Annotated in this window: 19 protein-coding genes; 7 read left to right on the top strand and 12 right to left on the bottom strand. The window is 71.2% G+C overall.

The features are described 5' to 3' along the window. The first annotated feature begins 22 nt into the window (after positions 1–22). Positions 23–1,816 carry a glycoside hydrolase family 15 protein gene (locus AB0O93_RS09225; protein ID WP_363342674.1) on the top strand — a complete coding sequence of 598 codons (1,794 nt, stop codon included), beginning with the start codon at positions 23–25 and terminating at the stop codon, positions 1,814–1,816. Positions 1,817–1,840: 24 nt separating this feature from the next. Here AB0O93_RS09225 and AB0O93_RS09220 read toward each other — a convergent pair whose 3' ends face one another. The 3 genes from AB0O93_RS09220 to AB0O93_RS09210 all read right to left on the bottom strand — a co-directional run bounded on the left by AB0O93_RS09220 (position 1,841) and on the right by AB0O93_RS09210 (position 5,162). Beyond that, on the bottom strand, positions 1,841–2,986 hold the full coding sequence (locus AB0O93_RS09220; protein ID WP_363342672.1) for a type III polyketide synthase: 1,146 nt from the start codon (positions 2,984–2,986) through the stop codon (positions 1,841–1,843). A 197-nt stretch (positions 2,987–3,183) separates the two neighbouring features. Then, complete coding sequence (locus tag AB0O93_RS09215; RefSeq protein ID WP_363342670.1) at positions 3,184–4,281, bottom strand: ABC transporter permease; 1,098 nt, start codon at positions 4,279–4,281, stop codon at positions 3,184–3,186. Beyond that, a complete protein-coding gene (locus AB0O93_RS09210; RefSeq protein ID WP_363342668.1) occupies positions 4,278–5,162 on the bottom strand; it encodes an ATP-binding cassette domain-containing protein in 885 nt (294 codons plus the stop codon). The genes AB0O93_RS09215 and AB0O93_RS09210 overlap by 4 nt, the downstream gene beginning before the upstream one ends. A 228-nt stretch (positions 5,163–5,390) precedes the next feature. Here AB0O93_RS09210 and AB0O93_RS09205 point away from each other — a divergent pair, with 228 nt between their 5' ends. Beyond that, the gene (locus AB0O93_RS09205; RefSeq protein ID WP_363342666.1) at positions 5,391–5,960 is read left to right on the top strand and encodes an NADPH-dependent FMN reductase; all 570 of its coding nucleotides are present in this window, start codon (positions 5,391–5,393) and stop codon (positions 5,958–5,960) included. 62 nt (positions 5,961–6,022) lie between these two features. On the opposite strand, the gene AB0O93_RS09200 is transcribed toward AB0O93_RS09205, so the two are convergent. Both AB0O93_RS09200 and AB0O93_RS09195 read right to left on the bottom strand, forming a co-directional pair. Further along, entirely contained in the window at positions 6,023–6,736 is a 714-nt protein-coding gene (locus AB0O93_RS09200; protein ID WP_363342664.1) for a response regulator transcription factor, read from the bottom strand. After that, on the bottom strand, positions 6,733–8,067 hold the full coding sequence (locus AB0O93_RS09195) for a sensor histidine kinase (protein ID WP_363342662.1): 1,335 nt from the start codon (positions 8,065–8,067) through the stop codon (positions 6,733–6,735). The genes AB0O93_RS09200 and AB0O93_RS09195 overlap by 4 nt, the downstream gene beginning before the upstream one ends. Positions 8,068–8,162: 95 nt before the next feature. Here AB0O93_RS09195 and AB0O93_RS09190 point away from each other — a divergent pair, with 95 nt between their 5' ends. Then, positions 8,163–8,720 carry a hypothetical protein gene (locus tag AB0O93_RS09190; protein WP_363342660.1) on the top strand — a complete coding sequence of 186 codons (558 nt, stop codon included), beginning with the start codon at positions 8,163–8,165 and terminating at the stop codon, positions 8,718–8,720. A 15-nt stretch (positions 8,721–8,735) separates the two neighbouring features. On the opposite strand, the gene AB0O93_RS09185 is transcribed toward AB0O93_RS09190, so the two are convergent. After that, complete coding sequence (locus tag AB0O93_RS09185; RefSeq protein ID WP_363342658.1) at positions 8,736–9,575, bottom strand: exodeoxyribonuclease III; 840 nt, start codon at positions 9,573–9,575, stop codon at positions 8,736–8,738. Positions 9,576–9,636: 61 nt separating this feature from the next. Between AB0O93_RS09185 and pyrE the strand changes: the two genes are divergently transcribed. Then, a complete protein-coding gene (gene pyrE, locus AB0O93_RS09180) occupies positions 9,637–10,215 on the top strand; it encodes an orotate phosphoribosyltransferase (protein ID WP_363342656.1) in 579 nt (192 codons plus the stop codon). A 139-nt stretch (positions 10,216–10,354) separates the two neighbouring features. Here the strand turns inward: pyrE and AB0O93_RS09175 are convergent, their stop codons facing one another. Together AB0O93_RS09175 and AB0O93_RS09170 are read right to left on the bottom strand one after the other, a co-directional pair. Continuing rightward, the gene (locus AB0O93_RS09175) at positions 10,355–10,930 is read right to left on the bottom strand and encodes a YdeI/OmpD-associated family protein (RefSeq protein ID WP_363342654.1); all 576 of its coding nucleotides are present in this window, start codon (positions 10,928–10,930) and stop codon (positions 10,355–10,357) included. A gap of 330 nt (positions 10,931–11,260) precedes the next feature. Next, on the bottom strand, positions 11,261–12,070 hold the full coding sequence (locus tag AB0O93_RS09170; protein ID WP_363342652.1) for an HAD-IIA family hydrolase: 810 nt from the start codon (positions 12,068–12,070) through the stop codon (positions 11,261–11,263). 39 nt (positions 12,071–12,109) lie between these two features. Between AB0O93_RS09170 and AB0O93_RS09165 the strand changes: the two genes are divergently transcribed. Continuing rightward, complete coding sequence (locus AB0O93_RS09165; protein WP_363342650.1) at positions 12,110–13,105, top strand: SDR family NAD(P)-dependent oxidoreductase; 996 nt, start codon at positions 12,110–12,112, stop codon at positions 13,103–13,105. Continuing rightward, the gene (locus AB0O93_RS09160; RefSeq protein WP_363342960.1) at positions 13,105–13,524 is read left to right on the top strand and encodes a hypothetical protein; all 420 of its coding nucleotides are present in this window, start codon (positions 13,105–13,107) and stop codon (positions 13,522–13,524) included. Before AB0O93_RS09165 ends, AB0O93_RS09160 begins: the two co-directional genes overlap by 1 nt. A gap of 19 nt (positions 13,525–13,543) precedes the next feature. On the opposite strand, the gene AB0O93_RS09155 is transcribed toward AB0O93_RS09160, so the two are convergent. The 4 genes from AB0O93_RS09155 to AB0O93_RS09140 are packed head-to-tail and all read right to left on the bottom strand — an operon-like array spanning position 13,544 to position 16,771. Beyond that, a complete protein-coding gene (locus AB0O93_RS09155; protein WP_363342648.1) occupies positions 13,544–14,179 on the bottom strand; it encodes a metal-dependent transcriptional regulator in 636 nt (211 codons plus the stop codon). 5 nt (positions 14,180–14,184) lie between these two features. After that, complete coding sequence (locus tag AB0O93_RS09150; protein WP_363342646.1) at positions 14,185–15,111, bottom strand: metal ABC transporter permease; 927 nt, start codon at positions 15,109–15,111, stop codon at positions 14,185–14,187. Beyond that, positions 15,108–15,899, bottom strand: a complete 792-nt coding sequence (locus AB0O93_RS09145) for a metal ABC transporter ATP-binding protein (RefSeq protein WP_363342644.1) — start codon at positions 15,897–15,899, stop codon at positions 15,108–15,110. The genes AB0O93_RS09150 and AB0O93_RS09145 overlap by 4 nt, the downstream gene beginning before the upstream one ends. Continuing rightward, positions 15,896–16,771, bottom strand: coding sequence for a zinc ABC transporter substrate-binding protein (locus AB0O93_RS09140; protein WP_363342958.1), 876 nt, complete (start codon positions 16,769–16,771; stop codon positions 15,896–15,898). The genes AB0O93_RS09145 and AB0O93_RS09140 overlap by 4 nt, the downstream gene beginning before the upstream one ends. A gap of 531 nt (positions 16,772–17,302) precedes the next feature. On the opposite strand from AB0O93_RS09140, the gene AB0O93_RS09135 reads away from it, so the two are divergent. Then, complete coding sequence (locus tag AB0O93_RS09135) at positions 17,303–18,373, top strand: spore photoproduct lyase family protein (RefSeq protein ID WP_363342642.1); 1,071 nt, start codon at positions 17,303–17,305, stop codon at positions 18,371–18,373. Positions 18,374–18,421 lie beyond the last annotated feature (48 nt).

Genomic DNA, 18,421 nt, shown 5'->3' with positions numbered 1-18,421 from the left:
CCGCGCCTGCCACAATCGAGCGATGACCGCCCCCATCGCCGATTACGCCATGCTCAGCGACTGCCGCACCGCGGCGTTGGTCTCCGCCGACGGCAGCGTCGACTGGCTGTGCCTCCCGCGCTACGACTCGGCATCCGTCTTCGGAGCGCTCCTGGGCGACGACGATCACGGCCACTGGACGCTCCGGCCGACGGATGCCGCGGCGACGGCGACCCGCGAATACGAGGACGGCACCTTCGTCCTCACCACCCGGTGGGAGAGCGCGGAGGGCGTCGTCGAGGTCCGGGACTTCATGCCGATCGACGGCGGCCGCGTCGATCTCGTCCGACGCATCGTCGGCATCTCCGGATCCGTGGAGATGACGAGCCTCCTCCGGCTCCGCTTCGACTATGCGCGCGCGCTGCCGTGGGTCCGCCAGGTCGGTTCCGACGACCAGCCCGGACTGCTCGCCGTCGCCGGTCCGGATGCCGTCCTCGTGCGGGGTGCGGCATTCGTCGCACGCGATCACCTCCACGAGGCGACCGTGGTGGTGCGTGCCGGCGAGACGCGCGACCTCACGCTCACCTGGTTCGCCTCGCACCTCGACACCCCCGGTCCGCTCGACGTCGACGGCGCTCTGGCGCAGACCCGGTCGTGGTGGCGGGCATGGTCGGACCGGATCGAGCACGACGGCCCGTTCGAGGAGCACGTCGTGCGGTCGTTGCTGGTGCTGCGCGCCCTCACCCACGAGGACACCGGGGGGATCGTCGCGGCAGCGACCACCTCGCTTCCCGAGGACTTCGGCGGCAGCCGCAACTGGGACTATCGCTACGTCTGGCTCCGCGACGCCGCGCTCACCATCGAGGCGCTCATCTCGCACGGGTTCCTGGGTGTGACCGCGCGGTGGCGGGATTGGCTGCTGCGGGCCATCGCGGGCGACCCGGAGCAGCTGCAGATCATGTACGGCATCGCGGGCGAGCGCGATCTCACCGAACGCGAGCTCGACTCGCTGCCCGGCTACGAGGGCTCCACGCCGGTGCGGATCGGGAACGGCGCCTTCACGCAGTACCAGGGCGATGTGATCGGCGAGGTGATGATCGCGCTCGAAGCCGCGCGCAACGCCGGTCTCGAGGAGACACCGCTGTCGTGGGCTCTGCAGCGTGCTCTCCTCGGATACGCGGAGCGGTACCGCGATCACGCCGACAACGGGATCTGGGAGATCCGCGGCGAGCCGCACCTGTTCACCCACTCGCGCGTCATGATCTGGGCCGCCTTCGAACGCGGTGTGCGCGCCGCGCGGGAGTACGGCCTGCCCGGCCCCGTGGAGCGCTGGGAGGAACTGCGCGACCTCATGCGCGCGGAGATCGAGGAGCGCGGCTTCGACACCGAGCGCGGCCACTTCGTGCAGCACTACGACACCACGGAGGTCGATGCGTCCCTGCTGCTGCTGGCCCAGGTCGGCTTCGTCGCCCACGATGATCCGCGGATGCAGGGAACCGTCGCCGAGATGGAACGCACGCTCATGCACGACGGGCTCCTCCACCGCTATCGCGCGGCCACGGGCATCGACGGACTCGAGGGGGGCGAGCATCCGTTCCTCGCCTGCTCGTTCTGGCTGGTCGAGCAGTACGCCGGGTCCGGGCGGGTGAGCGATGCGCGCACCCTGATGGAGCGGCTGTGCGGTATCGCCAACGATGTGGGGCTCCTCTCGGAGGAGTACGACGTCACAGGCCGGCGGCACGCGGGGAACACCCCGCAGGCGCTGTCACACCTCGCGCTGGTCCGAGCGGCGGATGCGCTCAGCGGACACCACGGCCGGGCCGCCGAGCGGACGTGAGGCCTCTCGGGCCCTCGGTGAGGCTCACGCGATCGTCGCGAGATCGCTCCGTGTCGCCGCGGATCCGTCGGGCGTGACAGAGGGGCGCGCGCCGCGGACCGTCAGCAGGGCCGACTCGACGGTGAGCCCGGGACCGAAGGCGAGGCCGGCGACGACGGCATCCGTCGGCAGGTCGGGGTCGTGCAGAAGCGCGCGGAGGATGAACATCACCGTCGCGCTCGACATGTTGCCGTACTGCCGGAGGACGTCGCGCGAGACGGCGAGGGCGGACGGGGCGAGGTCGAGGCCGCTCTCGACCCGATCGAGGATGCTGCGGCCACCGGGATGCACGGCCCACGCGTCGGGGTGCGCGTCACCGAGGAACGCGTCGACGGCGCCGCGGATCTCGCGGCCGATGATGCGCGGAACCTCCGCAGTGAGGATCATCTCGAATCCGTCGTCGCCGATCGTCCACGCCATGTCGCTCTCGCCCTCGTCGGTGAGGGTGGTGGCGAAGCGCTCGAGGTCGAGACCCGGTCGGTCGCCGGCATCCGCTGTGATGACCGCCGCCGCCGACCCGTCGCCGAACACCGAGGACGACACGATCTGGTCGGGCGTGGTGTTCGGGCGCACGTGCAGGCTGCACAGCTCGGTGCAGACGACGAGGACGACGGAGTCCGGCCTGGCGGCGCAGAAACGCTCGGCCGCGCGGAGGGCGGGGAAGGCCGCGGCGCACCCGATGAACCCCAGGTGGTAGCGCTCGGTGGACGCGGCGAGGCCGAGATCGCGGACGAGGTGGAAGTCGGGGCCCGGGGCGAAGCACCCGGTGCACGAGACGGTGACGACGTGCGTGATGTCGGATGCCGAGACGCCCGCCTCGGCGAGGGCGGCCTCCGCGGCCCGGCGTGAGAGGTCGGGCGCGTGGCGGATGTACTCGGCGTTGCGGAGCGCGGTGCCGGGGGCGCGGAGCACCCCGTGGTCGTCGACGAAGAGCCCGGATGCTCCGGGCTCGCCGAGCTCGGGGATGACCGTGAAGCGCTGGTCGATGTGCGCGGCGTCGAAGGTCGCGCGGATGAGGCGCTGCGTCAGCCGATCGGCGCCCGGCTGCGCCGCGAAGAAGTCGCGGATGTGCTCCTGGCGGATCGTCGTCGGCGGAGTCGCGGTGCCGATCGACAGGATGCGTGCGGTCATGCTTCACGATAAGCCGTCACGCCCGCCGCGCGCGCGGGCCTTGCGTCATCTGTCAGGCCTGCTACGGCAGGGTGCGGGGCCGGCGCCGTACCGAACTCCTCAGATACGGGCGCGAAACGGCCACGGGGGCCGATTCTGTACAGAATCGGCCCCCGTCTGAGGAGTTGGGCCCGCCGCGGCGGCGGGCCCGACCCGGGTCACCGGGACAGCGCCTCGCGGAGCTTGACCCGCGCGCCCATCCGGAGGAGGGAGTTCTGGTAGATCTTCGCGCCGACGACGATCGCCGCGACGCAGGTGGCGACGAGGATCGCCAGCGACAGCAGCGGCTCCCACCACTGGGTGTCGCCGAGGAAGATACGCATCGGCATGCCGACCGGCGCCGAGAACGGCACGTACGACATGATCCCGAGGACCAGCGGGTTGTCGAAGAAGAAGATCACCAGGAAGTACGGGGCCATCACGAGCATGGTGAGCGGCGTCGTGGTCGACCCGATGTCCTCCTGTCGCGACACCATCGACGCCGCGGCGGCGAAGAGGGAGGCCAGCAGCACGAACCCGAAGAGGAAGAACACCCCGAACCACGCGATCGGCGCCCCGAGCCCCTGGAGCAGGGCGGTCTGCCCGGTCACCGTGAGCCCGACCACCGCGATCGCGGCGAGGACGAAGATCTGCCCCATCGCGAGGATCGTGTTGCCGATCACCTTCCCCGCCAGCAGCGCCCGCACCGGGACGGCGGAGATGAGGAGCTCCACCACGCGGGTCTGCTTCTCCTCCACGACGCTCTGGGCGATCGTGCCGCCGAACATCGACGCGGCGAAGAGGAAGACGACGCCGAATCCGATCGCGGCGATGAACCCGAGGGCGGCCACGCCGTCCTGCGGCTGGAGCAGCTCCACCGTCGGCACCTGTGCGAACTGCATCAGGAGGGTGGAGGACACGCTTTCGTCGCCGAGGACCGAGAATCCGACGGGGGATGCCGGGTCGGCGAGAATCGCCACGTCGACGTCTCCGGCGCGGACGAGCTCCTCCGCCTCGCCGCGCGAGGCGACCTGGGTGAGCTCGAGGTTCGGCACCTGCTCGACGTAGCGCGCCGAGTCGGAGGTGACGGCGACGGGGGTCTCGCTCGAGGATCCGGCGGCGAAGCCCGCCCAGATCACGCCGGCGAGCGAGACGAGCATGAGGATCGCCGACGAGATGACGAAGGCCTTGCTGCGCAGCTTCGAGCCGATCTCGCGTTCGGCGACCAGCCACACGCTCTGGGCGGCGGACGGGGCTGCAGGGGTGGCGGTGCTCATCGGATGACCTCCTTGAAGATCTGGGCGAGGGACGGATGCTGCGGCGCGAAGCTCGCGACATCGCCGCGGGAGAGGGCGTCGCGCAGCACCCGCTGCGCGGCCTCGTCGCTGTCGGCGTCGAAGACCGCGTAGCCCCCGTCGAAGTCGAGGACCTCGATGCCGGGCTGGTCGCGGAGCCATCCCGCGTCGCCGGCGGAGACGAGCTCGAAGCGGCGGCTCGCGTGCTGGGCGCGCAGCTCCTCGCGCTCGCCGGCGGCGCGGATCGTCCCGCCGGCGATGATGACGAGCTCGTCGCACAGGCGCTCGACGACGTCGAGCTGGTGGGAGGAGAAGAGCACGGCGGTGCCCTGCGCCGCGCGGTCCTGCAGAACCCCGGCGACGACGTCGACCGCGAGCGGGTCGAGGCCCGAGAACGGCTCGTCCAGGATCAGCACCTCGGGGTCGTGGACCAGGGCGGCGGCGATCTGCGCGCGCTGCTGATTCCCGAGCGAGAGGGTCTCGACGTTGTCGCCGAGGCGCTCACCGAGTCCGAGCTGCTCGAGGAGGGCGCGGCCGCGGGTCTCGGCATCCGTCTTCGTGAAGCCGTGCAGCCGCGCGAGGTAGACGATGTGCTCGAGCACCTTCATCTTCGGGTACAGGCCGCGCTCCTCGGGCATGTAGCCGAAGCGGCGACGGTCGGCGGCGGTGACGTCGGCCCCGTCGAGGGTGACGGACCCGCCGTCCTTGCCGAGGACGCCGAGGACGATGCGCATCGTCGTGGTCTTCCCCGCGCCGTTGCCGCCGACGAAGCCGGTGAGTCGACCGGGCTTGACGGTGAAGGACACGTCGTCCAACACCCGGCGACTGCCGTAGTTCTTGGTGACGCCCGATAGCTGCAGCATCTTCTCCTCCTGGGACTCGCGCTCCGCCGGGTTCGGCGAGCATGTCTCCACGCTAGGGAGAGCGCCCTTCGCGCACCTCCGCCCGGCGGGGGAGATCCGACATCCCCCGGGGTGGGGAGAGATCTCCATTCACGGGAATAGACGCGGGGGAGGGGCGGTTCGAGCCTCGTGGAACGTCCACGGTGGTCACCGCCGTGGACGTCGTTCGTTTCCGAGCAAGGAGTATCCATGAGCGACCGCACCATCGGCTACATCGTCGGCAGCATCTCGTCGACCTCCATCAACCGGCGCCTCGCCAAGGCGCTCGAGCGTCTCGCGCCCGCAGGCACGACGCTGGTGGAGATCCCGATCAAGGATCTGCCGTTCTACTCGCCCGACCACGACGCCGACTACCCGGCCGTGGCGACCGAGTTCAAGAACGCCATCGACGAGGTCGACGGTGTGATCATCGTCACGCCCGAGTACAGCCGCTCGATCCCGGGTGTGCTGAAGAACGCGCTCGACTGGGCCGCGCGTCCGTGGGGTCAGGGCTCGTTCGACGGCAAGCCCACCGCCGTCATCGGCACCTCGCAGGGCGGTATCGCCACCGCCGCCGCGCAGCAGCACCTGAAGGCGATCCTCAGCCATTACAACGCCCCGACGCTCGGTCAGCCCGAGGGCTACGTGCAGAGCACGCCGGGTCTGTTCACGGATGCCGGCGAGGTCACCAACGACCAGACGGCGGAGTTCCTCGTGTCCTACCTCGAGGCCTTCGGCGCACTCGTCGACCGCTACGCGCGGGTTCCCGCCTCGGCCTGACGGCGACGATCGGCTGATCACGGCCGACGGATCCCCCCGGATCCTTCGAGGCTCGGGGCGCGTCAGACCAGTCCGTGTCGGTGGGCGTAGACCACCGCGGCGACCCGGTCGCGCGCCCCGAGCTTCTGCAGCACGTTGGAGACGTGGGTCTTCACCGTCGCCTCGCCGATGTAGAGGCGCTGGGCGATCTCGGCGTTGCTGAGCGCCTGACCGACGAGCGCGAGCACCTCCCGCTCGCGCTCGGTGAGGTCGGGGACGACGTGCGGTGAGGTGCTCGTCGATGGGGGTGAGGGTTCGCGAGACGGCTCACTTTCGACCGCCGCCGGGGCGGCCTCCGCCGCCGGGGCGAAGCGCGCGATGACGCGGCGGGTCACCTCGGGCGCCAGCAGCGCGTCTCCGGCGGCGGCGACGCGGACGGCGGTGACGAGGTCGTCGGGATCGGCGTTCTTCAGCAGGAACCCGCTCGCCCCCGCCTGCAGTGCCTGGAAGAGATAGTCGTCGCGGTCGAAGGTCGTCACGATCACCACCGCGGTGTCGAGCGTGTCGTCGGCCACGATGCGCCGCGTCCCCTCGATCCCGTCGACCCCGGGCATCTGCACGTCCATGCACACGACGTCGGGGCGGAGCGCGGATGCCGCGGCTGCGGCATCCGCTCCGTTGGCGGCCTCGCCCACGACCTCGATGCCGGCGGCCTCGAGGATCATGCGGAAGCCGGTGCGCACGACGGCGTGGTCGTCGACGAGGAGGACGCGCAGCGGCGCGGCGTCGATGCTCATGGGGTTCCTTCTCGGGGATCGGTCGTGAGAGCGGGAACCGGAGCGGTCTCCGGCGCGGTGCTCGCGGGGAGCGGGATGCGCGCGCGGACGAGGAATCCGCCGCGGGTGCGCGGTCCCGCCTCGAGGGTTCCGCCGGAGGCGGCGGCGCGCTCGCGCATGCCCAGCAGGCCGAGGCCCGGACGCACCTCGACCGGCGCGCGACCGGTGCTGGTCACCTCGATCTCGACATCCGTCTGCCCGTATCGCACGCGGACCTCCGCGGTCGCGCCGGGACCGCTGTGCCGGCGGGCGTTCGTGAGGGCCTCCTGGGTGATGCGGTAGAGGTTCACCTGCGCCGTCTCGGGAACCGGCCGCGGGTCGCCGATCCGCTCGATCGTGGTCGGGAGGCCGTGCGCCGCGGCGTGCGCGACGAGGTCGTCGAGCGCGTCGAGACGGAGGATCGAGCCGTCCAGGGTGTCGCCGGGGTCGTCGGCCTCGGCATCCGAGGTCCGAAGGGTTTCCAGGAGGTGGCGGAGTTCGGTCAGGGCCTCGCGCGCCTCGGCCTCGACCTGACGGAGGGCGCCGCGCGCGGCATCCGGGTCCCGATCGAGCACGGCGCGCGCCGCGCCCGCCTGCACGCCCATGGCGGAGACGTGGTGGGCGACGACGTCGTGGAGCTCGCGCGCGATGCGGACGCGATCGAGGGCGACGGCCTGCGCCGCGGTGCGTTCGCGCTCCCGCTCGAGCTCGAGGGTGCGGAAGGTCAGCGCCCTCCGCTCCATCGCCGCTCCGTATGCCCGATCCCCCATGTAGTACGCGCCCCCGAAGAAGGCGATGTTGATCAGGAACTGGATGAGCATGAACGACAGCCACGGCGAGAGGATCCCCTCGCGCGAGAGGGTGTTGTCGTCGGGGTCGACCGCGGACTGGAACGTGGTGACCGTCAGCCACACGAACATGCCGACGATGATCGCGACACGGACGATCATCGCGCGGCGCCGGTCGTCCACCCATGCGCCGACCGTGTACATCGAGATGAAGATGGCGATGGTCCCGACCGTCGCCTCCGGGATGCGCGCGCTGATGCCGAAGAAGTAGACGACGGCGACGATCACCGCGACGATCTCCGGTGCGCGTCGGCGGAACGCCAGCGGCACCGTGAGGCCCGCGGCGTAGAGCAGGGTCCAGTGCATCTCGGGGGCCTCGAGCCCGTAGATTCCCGATGCGGCATTCAAGGCGGTGCTGACGATCGCGGCGACGAGGAGGCCCGCGGCCAGAAGCGCGTCGGCGCGGAAGTCGGGAGAGGACGCCGGCTCGCGCCCGGCGGGTGCGTCGAGGGGAGGTGCGGACATCCCTCCACGCTACGGGGGAGGAAGGATGCGGACATCCCCCGTGAGACGGATGCGGCCGGGAGCAGGTCGGGGACGAGTCCTGCTACGGTGCGGCTGTGAGCGAAACGGATGCCGCTACCCGCGCGAGTCGCCGACGCGACGTCCCGGTGGGCGTGGTGATGGTGGGCATGTCGCTCGCCGTCTGGTGGCCCGCCTTCACGGTCGGCGCGTGGGAGGAGATCTTCTACACGCAGGTGCTCGCCCTCTGGGCGGCCTCGACCGCGGCGTTCGTGTTCGTCCTCGTCGAACGGCGGCCCGTCGGCGTGCGCCTGCTGCGTGCGTTCCTCCTGCTGCTGCCGACCGCGCTCCTCGTCCTCATGTTCATCGTCAACGACGACGAGGAGGACCTGCTGATCGCCCTGGTCGACATCGCGGCGTTCCTGGCGGTGCTGATCGGGCTGCCGTTCACCCTGTGGGTCCTCACGCGGATCGTGTGGCCCGACTTCGCGCACGACATGAGTCGCCGGACGAAGTGGCTCATCACCCTCACCGTGCTCGGGGTCGCGGTGGTCTCGATGATCCTCGGGGCGCTGCACCCCTACTTCCTCACGTGCGAGGATTTCACGATCGCCGGTAATATGCCGCCCGAGGGATGCACGCCGTCGCCGGATTGAGCGACGCCCGCGGGATCACCAGATCATCGGGCGATCGTCGTCGTCCGGACCGTCGAGATCGAGGTCCACGACGACCGGGACATGGTCGCTCGGGCCGTCGCCCTTGCGCTCGTTCCGGTGGATCGACGCGCCCGTGACGGCATCCGCGAACGACTCCGACCCGAGGATGAAATCGATGCGCAGGCCCTGATTGCGGGGGAAGCGCAGCTGCTTGTAGTCCCAGTACGTGAATCCCTCCGGGACGAGTGGCCGGACAACGTCCTGGAGCCCCGCCGCCTCGAGTGCGGCGAACGCCTCCCGCTCGACCGGCGAGACGTGCGTGGAGAAGCCGGGGACGATCGTCGGGTCGCCGTTGTCGGCATCCGTCGGGGCGATGTTGAAGTCGCCGACCAGGGCGAGCGGCGTCGCGGGGGCAGCGGTCAGGGTGTCGCGCGTGAACTCCTCGAGGGCCTTCAGCCAGTGCAGCTTGTAGGTGAAGTGCGGGTCCTCGAGAGCGCGGCCGTTGGGAACGTAGAGGCTCCACACGTCGACCCCGCCGACGCGGGCGCCGATCGCCCGGGCCTCCTGCGGGGCATCCGGTCCCTCGTGTCCCTTCGCGAAGCCGGGCATGCCCGGAAAGGACGTGCGGACGTCCTCGAGCGGCTCCCGGCTGGCGATCGCGACGCCGTTCCACTGGGAGAACCCGTGCGCCTCGACGTGGTAGCCGGCCTCCTCGAACCTCTCGAACGGGAACTGCTCGACCTTGCACTTGATCTCCTGCATCGCCAGGACGTCGATGCTCTCGCGGACGGCGAAGTCGACGGTGCGGTCGACGCGGGCGCGGATGGAGTTGACGTTCCAGGTGGCCAGACGCATGGATTCAAGAATAGGTGCGCGCGGGCACGGCGCCGGCGGACGGCCCTCGTAGACTGCAGGGGTGACCGTCGCCTCCACGCCCGAGCTCGAAGCCGACCGCCAGAACCTCATCGCCCTGATCACGGACGAAGCGGTCTTCCACGGGGACTTCACCCTGTCCAGCGGCAAGAAGGCCACCTACTACGTCGACATGCGTCGGCTGACGCTCGACCACCGCGCGGCACCTGCGATCGGCCGCATCATGCTCGACCTCATCGGTGAGATCGACGGCGTCGTCGCGGTCGGCGGGCTGACCCTCGGCGCCGACCCGATCGCCAACGCGGTGCTGCACGAATCGGTGCGCGCCGGCACCCCGCTCGACGCGTTCGTCGTGCGCAAGGAGCCGAAGGACCACGGCCGCGGACGCCAGATCGAAGGAGCGGATGTCGCGGGCAAGCGCGTCGTCGTCGTCGAGGACACCTCCACGACCGGGCAGTCGGCGCTGAAGGCCGTCGACGCCCTGCGCCGCGAGGGCGCCGAGCCCGTCGCCGTCGCCGTCATCGTCGACCGGAAGACCGGGGCGCAGGCCGCGGTCGAGGAGGCCGGGCTCCAGTGGCTCGCGGCGATCGACCTCGACGACCTGGGGCTCGCGCCGCAATAGCAGGGCGGGCGGGGCGGGGCGGGGCGGTCGGGGCGTCACTTGTCGCGATTGCGGATGTAGCTCCACACGAACACCATCAGGGTGCCGAGCATGGCCAGCCCGGTGATGCCGAACAGCAGGTTCTGCTCCAGCTCGCTCATCATTGCGGTCTCTTTCCGTCGGCGGCATCCGCAACGATACGGGCGATCCGCGCGGCGCGCGTTTCGGGACGCCGGGCGGCGTCGACCGCGCCGATGCCGAACTTCCGGCTCGAGGGTGGGAACGCGTCCCACGCGGCGCGGGCGGCGGCGTTCGCGTCGAGGGCGGCGGCGAGATCGTCGGGCTCGCGCAGGGCCTCGGCGTTGTCGAGGATCGTCCACGACCCGTTCGCCTTCGCGACCTCGATCGCACGGATGCCGGCGGGAGCGAGGAGCCCGGCCGCCTCGAGCTCGATCAGGCGCGCCTTGTTGGTCGCCGCCCAGCCGCTGGACGGTCGACGCGGGGCGAACCACAGGCCGCCGATGCGCTCGTCGAACGTGCGGACGGGCCCGTCGATCCAGCCGAAGCACAGCGCCTGTCGGATCGCGTCCTCGTAGGCGACGACGACGACGTCGCTGCCCGGGCGGGCACGGACGAGCCACGCACCGCGCGAGGTGGCGTGGTGGGCCTCCAGCCACGCACGCCAGGACGCGGCATCCGTCGCGTGGATCCGTTCCCCGTCGTCGAGCGCGCCCATGCCGCGACTCTACCGAGGGCGTCCGACGCGCGGTCGGTGCGGCGGCGTGGCCGCGCGCAACTCCTCAGATCCGGCGGGTTCGGGGTCGCGAGGCGGGGTTTCGGGTGGTTTCAGGCCCGGATCGGAGGAGTTCGGTCCGCCGGAGGCGCGGGCCGGGTGGCGGGGGCCGGATGTCTCGACGTCCGGGGTCGGGCGGCGCCGGTGTGCGCAACTCCTCAGATCCGGCGGGTTCGGGGTCGCGAGGCGGGTTTTGGGCGGTTTCGGGCCCGGATCGGAGGAGTTCGGCCCGCCGGAGGCGCGGGCCGGGTGGCCGGCGCCGCCGCGGCCGAGTCAGATGCCCTCGGGCATCTCCGACTCGAGCGGCTCGGCCGGCAGGAGATCGGCGACCGAGGCGAGGATCTCGTCCGGACGGAAGGGGTAGCGCTCGATCTCGGCCGGGTCGCTGATGCCCGTGAGCACCAGCACCGTGTGCAGTCCCGCCTCGATGCCGGCGACGATGTCGGTGTCCATCCGATCGCCGATCATGCCCGTGGTCTCGGAGTGCGCGCCGATCCGGTTCAGCGCCGACCGGAACATCATCGGGTTCGGCTTGCCGACGACGTACGGCTCCATGCCCGTCGCCTTGGTGATGAGCGCCGTGATCGCACCGGTCGCGGGCAGCACGCCCTTGGTCGACGGTCCGGTCGCGTCCGGGTTCGTCGCGATGAACCGCGCGCCGCCCCGGATGAACCGGATCGCCTTCGTGATCGCCTCGAACGAGTAGTTGCGCGTCTCGCCGACCACGACGTAGTCGGGATCGGTCTCGGTCATGATGAACCCGGCTTCGTGCAGGGCGGTCGTCAGCCCCGCCTCGCCGATCACGAACGCCGTGCCGCCGGGCATCTGCCCGCGCAGGAAGTCGGCGGTCGCAAGCGCCGAGGTCCAGATCGACTGCTCCGGAACGACCAGTCCCGACGCCCGCAGTCGGGCCGAGAGGTCGCGCGGCGTGAAGATCGAGTTGTTCGTCAGCACCAGGAACGGCACGCCCTGATCCCGCCACGTCTGCAGGAGTTCGGATGCCCCGGGGACGGGCGTGTTCTCATGGACGAGCACGCCGTCCATGTCGGTGAGCCAGCATTCGATGTCGCTGCGGGTCCGCATGATGCTCAGCCTACGGGCCTCGAGGCGTAGGGTCGGAGCGTGGCGCGAGACGAATGGGACCCCCGCACTCTGCCGGACCTCTCTGCCCGCACGTATCTCATCACCGGAGCGAATGCCGGGCTCGGCTTCTTCGCCGGCGAGCAGCTCTTCCGTGCCGGCGCCCGCGTGATCTTCACGGGCCGCAATCCCAACCGGCTCGCCGCGGCGCGGGCGGCGGTCCGCCGCAGGACTCCGGATGCCGATCCCGAGCGCGCCGACACGCTCCTCCTCGACACGAGCAACCTCGGATCGATCCGCTCGGCCGCTGCCAGCGTGCGCGGTCGGGGTCCGCTGTCGGGGCTTCTGCTGAACGCCGGGATCGTCCACCCGCCGAAGACGCGCGAGGCGACCATGGACGGGCACGAGGTCGTCCTGGCCACCAATGCGCTCGGCCACTTCGCCCTCGCCGGGGAGCTCCTGGTGCGTCTCGCCGAGGCCCGTGGTCGCATGGTGTGGGTCGGCAGCATGTCGACCTCCCTCACCCCGTACGACCCGGTCGACCCGCAGCTCACGAGCGATTACTCGCCGTGGCGGGCGTACGTGCAGTCGAAGGTCGCGTGCACCGCGCTCGGCTTCGAGGCCGACCGACGTCTCCGCGCCGCCGGCGTCCCCGTCTCGAGCGTCGTCGCCCACCCCGGCTACTCTACGAGCGGGCGCACCCCCGGCATCGTCGGGGTCAACGCCCCCAGCCGCCTCACCCGGTTCGCCGACAACCTGCAGGCCCCCATCACGCAGTCCAAGGAGCACGGCGCCTGGTCGCTCGTGCGCGCGCTCGTCGATCCCGACATCGAGGGCGGTGAGTTCTGGGGGCCGCGCACGGTCGCCCGCGGCGAGCCGCGTCGACAGAAGGCCTCGCGCATCACGCGCGATCCGGAGGTCGCCGCACGCCTGTGGGATCTCGGCGAGTCGGCGACCGGCGTGCAGTGGCCGCTCGGCGCCGCAGCGGCGGCGTCGCCCGCGGCGGACGCGGCCGGCGGCCCGGAGCGCGCCGCGTGATCCGCGTGATCGCTCGCGCGGCGCTCGCCGTCCTCCTCGCCGTCGCCGGCGCGATGCACTTCACCTGGGGACGTCGCGGATTCCGGCTGGCCGTTCCGGATACCGTGCCCCGCGCCACCGGGCTCTCCAAGGATCAGATCGTCCTGTGGTCCGGAGCGGTCGAGATCGGGCTCGCGGCCGCTCTCACCGGCGCCGCCGCGCGGGCGCGGGCAGGGGGCTCGGCATCCGCTCTCCGCCGGGTGGGGACGATCGTCGCGGTGTTCTTCGTGGCGGTGTTCCCCGGGAACATCCACCACTGGCGGAGCGGCCGTTCGGTGCCGGGTCTCGACACCGACGCGAAGCGGTTCGGGCGGCTCTTCCTGCAGCCGGTGCTGGTGGCGTGGGCGCTGTGGTCGACCCGCGAGCCCGCGCGGCGCTGACCGCCGCCGCCGACGAAACCTACGCGCTCAGCCAGATCCCGGATGCCGCGCCCTCGGGCAGCGCCACCTCGGCCTCGCCGATCCGCACGCGCGCGGCATCCTGCACCGTCGCACGGGTGCCGACGTGCATGCCGACCGCTTCGACGGCGCGCAGCAGCTCCGGGTCGCGGTCGCTGACCCGGAGCACCTCACCGGTGTGGCCCGGGGTCGCCTCGGCGAGCAGGACGAACGGACCGCGGTCGACGTCTCCGTGCGCGTCGGGGATCGCGTCGCCGTGCGGGTCGAACCGCGGGTGTCCGAGGAGGGTGTCGATGCCGTCGAGCAGACGGTCGCTCACGGCGTGCTCGAGGACCTCGGCCTCGTCGTGCACCTCGTCCCACGCGTAGCCGAACTCGCGTACGAGCCACGTCTCGATGAGCCGGTGACGGCGGATGATGGATGCCGCGCGGCGGCGTCCGGCATCCGTCAGCGTGATCGGGCCGTAGGGGCGGTGCGACACGAGGCTCTGGGCGGCGAGCTTCCGCACCATCTCGGTGACGCTCGACGGCGCGAGGCCGAGCACGGACGCGAGCTGCGACGGCGTGATCGGATCGTTCTGCCACTCGGTGTGGTGGTAGATCGTCTTCAGGTAGTCGTCGACGGCAGGGGAGGCCACGGTCTTCAGGGTAGCCGGGGTGCCGGGGCGGACCGGTTCGGGCCGGGCCGGTTCGGGGCGGACTGGTTCGACGCTGTCCGCCGGCGTCGGCGTCGGCGGACCACGCGTCCGATGAGCCCATGGCGCGGCGAGAAGAGGTACGCGAGGGCGAAGAGGGCGCCGAGGACGAGCACGATCGTGCCGCCGGGCGAGGCATCGAGGAAGTACGACAGGTAGATCCCGACGACCGCGCTGACCGCGGCGACGGTCGGGGCGATCCAGAGCATGCGTCCGAAACGGTCGGTGAGGAGGTAGGCGGTCGCGCCCGGGGTGATGACGAGCGCGACGACGAGGATCACCCCGACCGCCTGCAGGGCGACGACGACGGTGACCGCCAGCGCCGTCAGCAGCACCGCGCCGAGCACGCGCGGGCTGAGGCCGATCGTGCGGGCGTGGGCGGGATCGAAGGCGTAGAGGACGAGGTCGCGGCGCTTCAGCAACAGGACCGCCATCGTCAGCACTCCGAGGACGGCGACCTGGATGAGCTCCGCCGTTCCGACGCCGAGGAGGCTGCCGAAGAGGATGTGGCTGAGGTCGGTCTGGCTCGGGAAGACCGAGATCAGCACGATGCCGAGGGCGAACAGCGACGTGAAGACGACGCCGATCGCGGCATCCTCCTTCACGCGTCCGGTCGCGCGGACTCCGCCGATCAGCAGCACCGCGAGGAGCGCGAACACCAGCGCCCCGAGCGCGAACGGCGTGCCGACGAGGTAGGCGATGACGACGCCCGGGAGGACGGCGTGGGCCACGGCATCCCCCATCAGCGACCAGCCGATCAGCACGAGCCAGCAGCTCAGGATGCCGCAGACCACCGCCGCGATCAGGGTGACGGCGAAGGCCCGCTGCATGAAGACGAACTGCAGCGGCTCGAGGAGGAGGTCGATCGGGGTCATCGCGGCTCCCTTCCCTCGGCGCGCGCACCGTCTCGGTCGAGGACGTCGGCACCGAAGGCGCGCACGAGGTTCTCCGGACGGAGCACCTCCGCGGGGGATCCGTGGACGATCACGCGTCGCGCGAGGAGCACCGCCTCGTCGCAGAGGTCGGCGAGCCCGGCGAGGTCGTGGGTCGAGACGACGACCGACCTCCCCTCGGCGGCGAGGTCGCGGAAGAGCACCGTCAGCGACTGCTGCGTGCGGGTGTCGACACCGGCGAAAGGCTCGTCGAGCAAGAGGATGCGGGCATCCTGCGCGAGGGCGCGGGCGACGAAGGCGCGCTTGCGCTGTCCGCCGGAGAGGCGCCCGATCTGCCGGTCGGCGAGGTCGCCGAGTCCGACGCGGTCGAGGGCGTGGGCGACGACGTCGCGATCGGCGTGGCGGGGGCGCCGGGTGGGGCCGAGGAACCCGTAGCGACCCATCATCACGACGTCGCCGACGCTGACCGGGAACGCCCAGTCGACGTCCTCGGCCTGCGGGACGTAGCCGACCGTGCCGCGCCGGCGGGCGCGCGCGGGGGTGCCGCCGTCGATGCGGATGCCGCCCGTGTCGGGCCGGACGACGCCCATCACGGCCTTCAGCAGCGTGGACTTGCCGGAACCGTTGATGCCGACGAGGCCGCAGACGGTGCCCCGAGGGATCGTCACGTCGACGTCGACGAGCGCCGGGGTCTCGCCGTAGGTGACGGAGAGGTCGGCGACCTCGATCGCGGGGGTCGCTGCGGGGGTTGTGGCGGGGTTCGGGGTCATCGGGTCCCTCCGGTGAGGCCGGCGACGATGACGTCGATGTCGTGCCCGATGAGGTCGAGGTAGGTCGGCACCGGACCGTCGGGTTCGGACAGCGAGTCGACGTACAGGGTGCCGCCGTACGCGGCATCCGTCTCCTCGGTCACCCGCAGCATTGCCTCGTTCGACACCGTCGATTCGCAGAAGACGGCGGGCACGTCGCGGTCGCGGACGTACTCGATGACGTCGCCGGTGCTGCGCGGCGTGGCCTGCTGCTCGGCGTTGACAGGCCACAGGTAGGCCTCGCCGAGTCCGGCGTCGCGCGCGAGGTACGAGAACGCCCCCTCGCACGTGACGAGCGCGCGTTCGGATGCCGGAATCGCGGCGACCGCGGCGGCGAGTTCAGCATCCAACCGGTCGAGCTCGGCCGTGTACGCCTCGGCGGTCGCTGCGTAAGCGGCGGCGTTGTCCGGATCGAGATCGGCGAAGGCGGCGGCGATGTTCTCGACGTAGATCGCGGTCGCGCGCGGCGACATCCACGCGTGGGGGTTCACGCGGCCCGCGGCTTCGCCGCCCGCGATGGCGATGGTCTCGACGCCCTCGCTCGCGACGACGGTCGGGACCTCGAGGTCGCGCGTGAAGGCGGCGAACCAGGCCTCGAGTCCGAGTCCGTTGTCGATGATCAGGTCGGCATCCTGCGCGCGGCGCACGTCGCCGGGGGTCGGTTCGTAGCCGTGGATCTCGGCGCCGATCTTCGTCAGCGACTGCACGACGAGGTGCTCGCCCGCGATGTTCTGGGCGATGTCCTGCAGCACGGTGAACGTCGTGAGGACGACGGGGCGGTCGTCGCCGGCGGTCTGCGTGGGGGCGGTCGCGGGGGTGTCCGCGGCGGGGATGGCTGCGGCGGTGCAGCCCGAGAGGGCGAGCGCGGCGATGACGGCCGTCGCCACGCCGCCTGCGGCTCGTCTGGCTTTTTTCGGCACACCGAAATCATACGGATATTTCGGTGCGCCGAAAAGTGGTGACGTGGTGCGGATTGCTGACCGCGTCGCGTCGCGTTGCGTCGCGTCGTGTCGCGTCGCGACGCACGCGTACCGAACTCCTCAGATCCGCGGTGCCGGGCGCCCGTGGGGCGGGTTTCCCGAGTGTGCGCGCCGGATCCAAGGAGTTCGGTACGCGGGTTGCTCCGCACCCTCGCCCCGCGTCCCGCGTGCAGCGTCAGGTTCGGGTACGGGGTCGGGGCCGGTCTCGAGGCGGGTCTCTGGCGGCGTGCGGCCCGCGACGCGTACCGAACTCCTCACATCTGGGGCGCCGAATGCCTGCGGCGGTGGTTTCCTCGGCTATCCCGGCCAGATCTGAGGAGTTCGGCCCGGGGCGGCCGGGGAAGTTCTTCACCGGATGTCGGAGGCCCGGGATAGACATGACGGATGCCGACGACCACCGCGCCGCTGATGCGCGTCACCCGCATCTGCGCGGAGGACGCCGCTCTCGAGCTGCCGCGCGGGCGAGAGATCGTCGGGCGGTGGCCGGACGCGGAGATCGTGCCGGTGGCGTCGCACTGGCAGATTCCCGAAGTCCACGGCGATGAGACCAACGTCTCCCGGTGGGTGCGGATCAAGACCGAAGCCCTCGTCCTCGGCGTGAAGAAGAGTGTCGTCACCCGTCCGAACGGTCGCTCCGCGGACTTCATCGCGCCGTCGACGGCGAACGGCTGTGCCATGGCGTGCGCGTACTGCTACGTGCCGCGGCGGAAGGGCTACAGCAACCCGGTCACGGTCTTCGCGAACATCGACCAGATCACCCGGCACGTCGCGCGGCATGTGGCCAAGCAGGGCCCGAAAGTGGCGCCGAACCAGTGCGACCCGGAGGCGTGGGTCTACGACATCGGTGAGAACAGCGATTGCTCCGTCGACGCGATGCTGAGCGAAAATGTCCGCGATCTCTGCGACCTGTTCCGGATGACCCCGACGGCGAAGGCCTCGTTCGCGACGAAGTTCGTCAACAGCGACCTCCTCGACTGGGACCCGGCGGGGCGTGTCCGCGTGCGCTTCTCGCTCATGCCGCACGCCGTGGCGAAAGTCACCGACATCCGCACCTCCCCGATGAGCGAGCGGATCGCCGCGATCAACGACTTCGTCGATGCGGGCTACGAGGTGCACGTCAACTTCTCGCCCGTGATTCTCATCCCCGGCTGGATCGAGGAGTGGACCGCGCTCTTCGACGAACTCGACGCCACCCTGCACGCTCGCGCCAAGGCGCAGCTCGCGTGCGAGGTGATCTTCCTCACGCACAACGAGCAGCTGCATGACGTGAACCTCGGTTGGCATCCGAAGGCCGAAGACTTCCTCTGGACGCCGGAGAACCAGGAGCCCAAGCTCTCGCAGAACGGCGCCGTCAACGTGCGGTACCGCTACGGGCTCAAGAGCGTCGCCGTCGCGCAGCTCGAGGCGCTCATCGCCGCGAAGCTGCCGTACTGCCGCGTCCGTTACGCCTTCTGACCGCCGCCGTCGGGCCGCGCCGACGCATTGCTGGCGCCCCGCGCGTAC

The sequence above is a fragment of the Microbacterium sp. NPDC077184 genome (genome assembly GCF_040687055.1).
Lineage (GTDB): Bacteria > Actinomycetota > Actinomycetes > Actinomycetales > Microbacteriaceae > Microbacterium.
The sequence above is the reverse complement of the archived record's forward strand: the minus strand, read 5'-3'. Positions and strand labels throughout refer to the sequence as shown.

Coding starts and splice junctions, on each gene's coding strand:
- AB0O93_RS09215 (WP_363342670.1), bottom strand. CDS start 4,281: ATGAGCACCGCCACCCCTGCAGCCCCGTCCGCCGCCCAGAGCGTGTGG.
- AB0O93_RS09170 (WP_363342652.1), bottom strand. CDS start 12,070: ATGCGGACCCGCAGCGACATCGAATGCTGGCTCACCGACATGGACGGC.
- AB0O93_RS09220 (WP_363342672.1), bottom strand. CDS start 2,986: ATGACCGCACGCATCCTGTCGATCGGCACCGCGACTCCGCCGACGACG.
- AB0O93_RS09145 (WP_363342644.1), bottom strand. CDS start 15,899: ATGACCCCGAACCCCGCCACAACCCCCGCAGCGACCCCCGCGATCGAG.
- AB0O93_RS09185 (WP_363342658.1), bottom strand. CDS start 9,575: ATGCGTCTGGCCACCTGGAACGTCAACTCCATCCGCGCCCGCGTCGAC.
- AB0O93_RS09210 (WP_363342668.1), bottom strand. CDS start 5,162: ATGCTGCAGCTATCGGGCGTCACCAAGAACTACGGCAGTCGCCGGGTG.
- AB0O93_RS09150 (WP_363342646.1), bottom strand. CDS start 15,111: ATGACCCCGATCGACCTCCTCCTCGAGCCGCTGCAGTTCGTCTTCATG.
- AB0O93_RS09195 (WP_363342662.1), bottom strand. CDS start 8,067: ATGTCCGCACCTCCCCTCGACGCACCCGCCGGGCGCGAGCCGGCGTCC.
- AB0O93_RS09175 (WP_363342654.1), bottom strand. CDS start 10,930: ATGGGCGCGCTCGACGACGGGGAACGGATCCACGCGACGGATGCCGCG.
- AB0O93_RS09225 (WP_363342674.1), top strand. CDS start 23: ATGACCGCCCCCATCGCCGATTACGCCATGCTCAGCGACTGCCGCACC.
- AB0O93_RS09205 (WP_363342666.1), top strand. CDS start 5,391: ATGAGCGACCGCACCATCGGCTACATCGTCGGCAGCATCTCGTCGACC.
- AB0O93_RS09135 (WP_363342642.1), top strand. CDS start 17,303: ATGCCGACGACCACCGCGCCGCTGATGCGCGTCACCCGCATCTGCGCG.
- AB0O93_RS09200 (WP_363342664.1), bottom strand. CDS start 6,736: ATGAGCATCGACGCCGCGCCGCTGCGCGTCCTCCTCGTCGACGACCAC.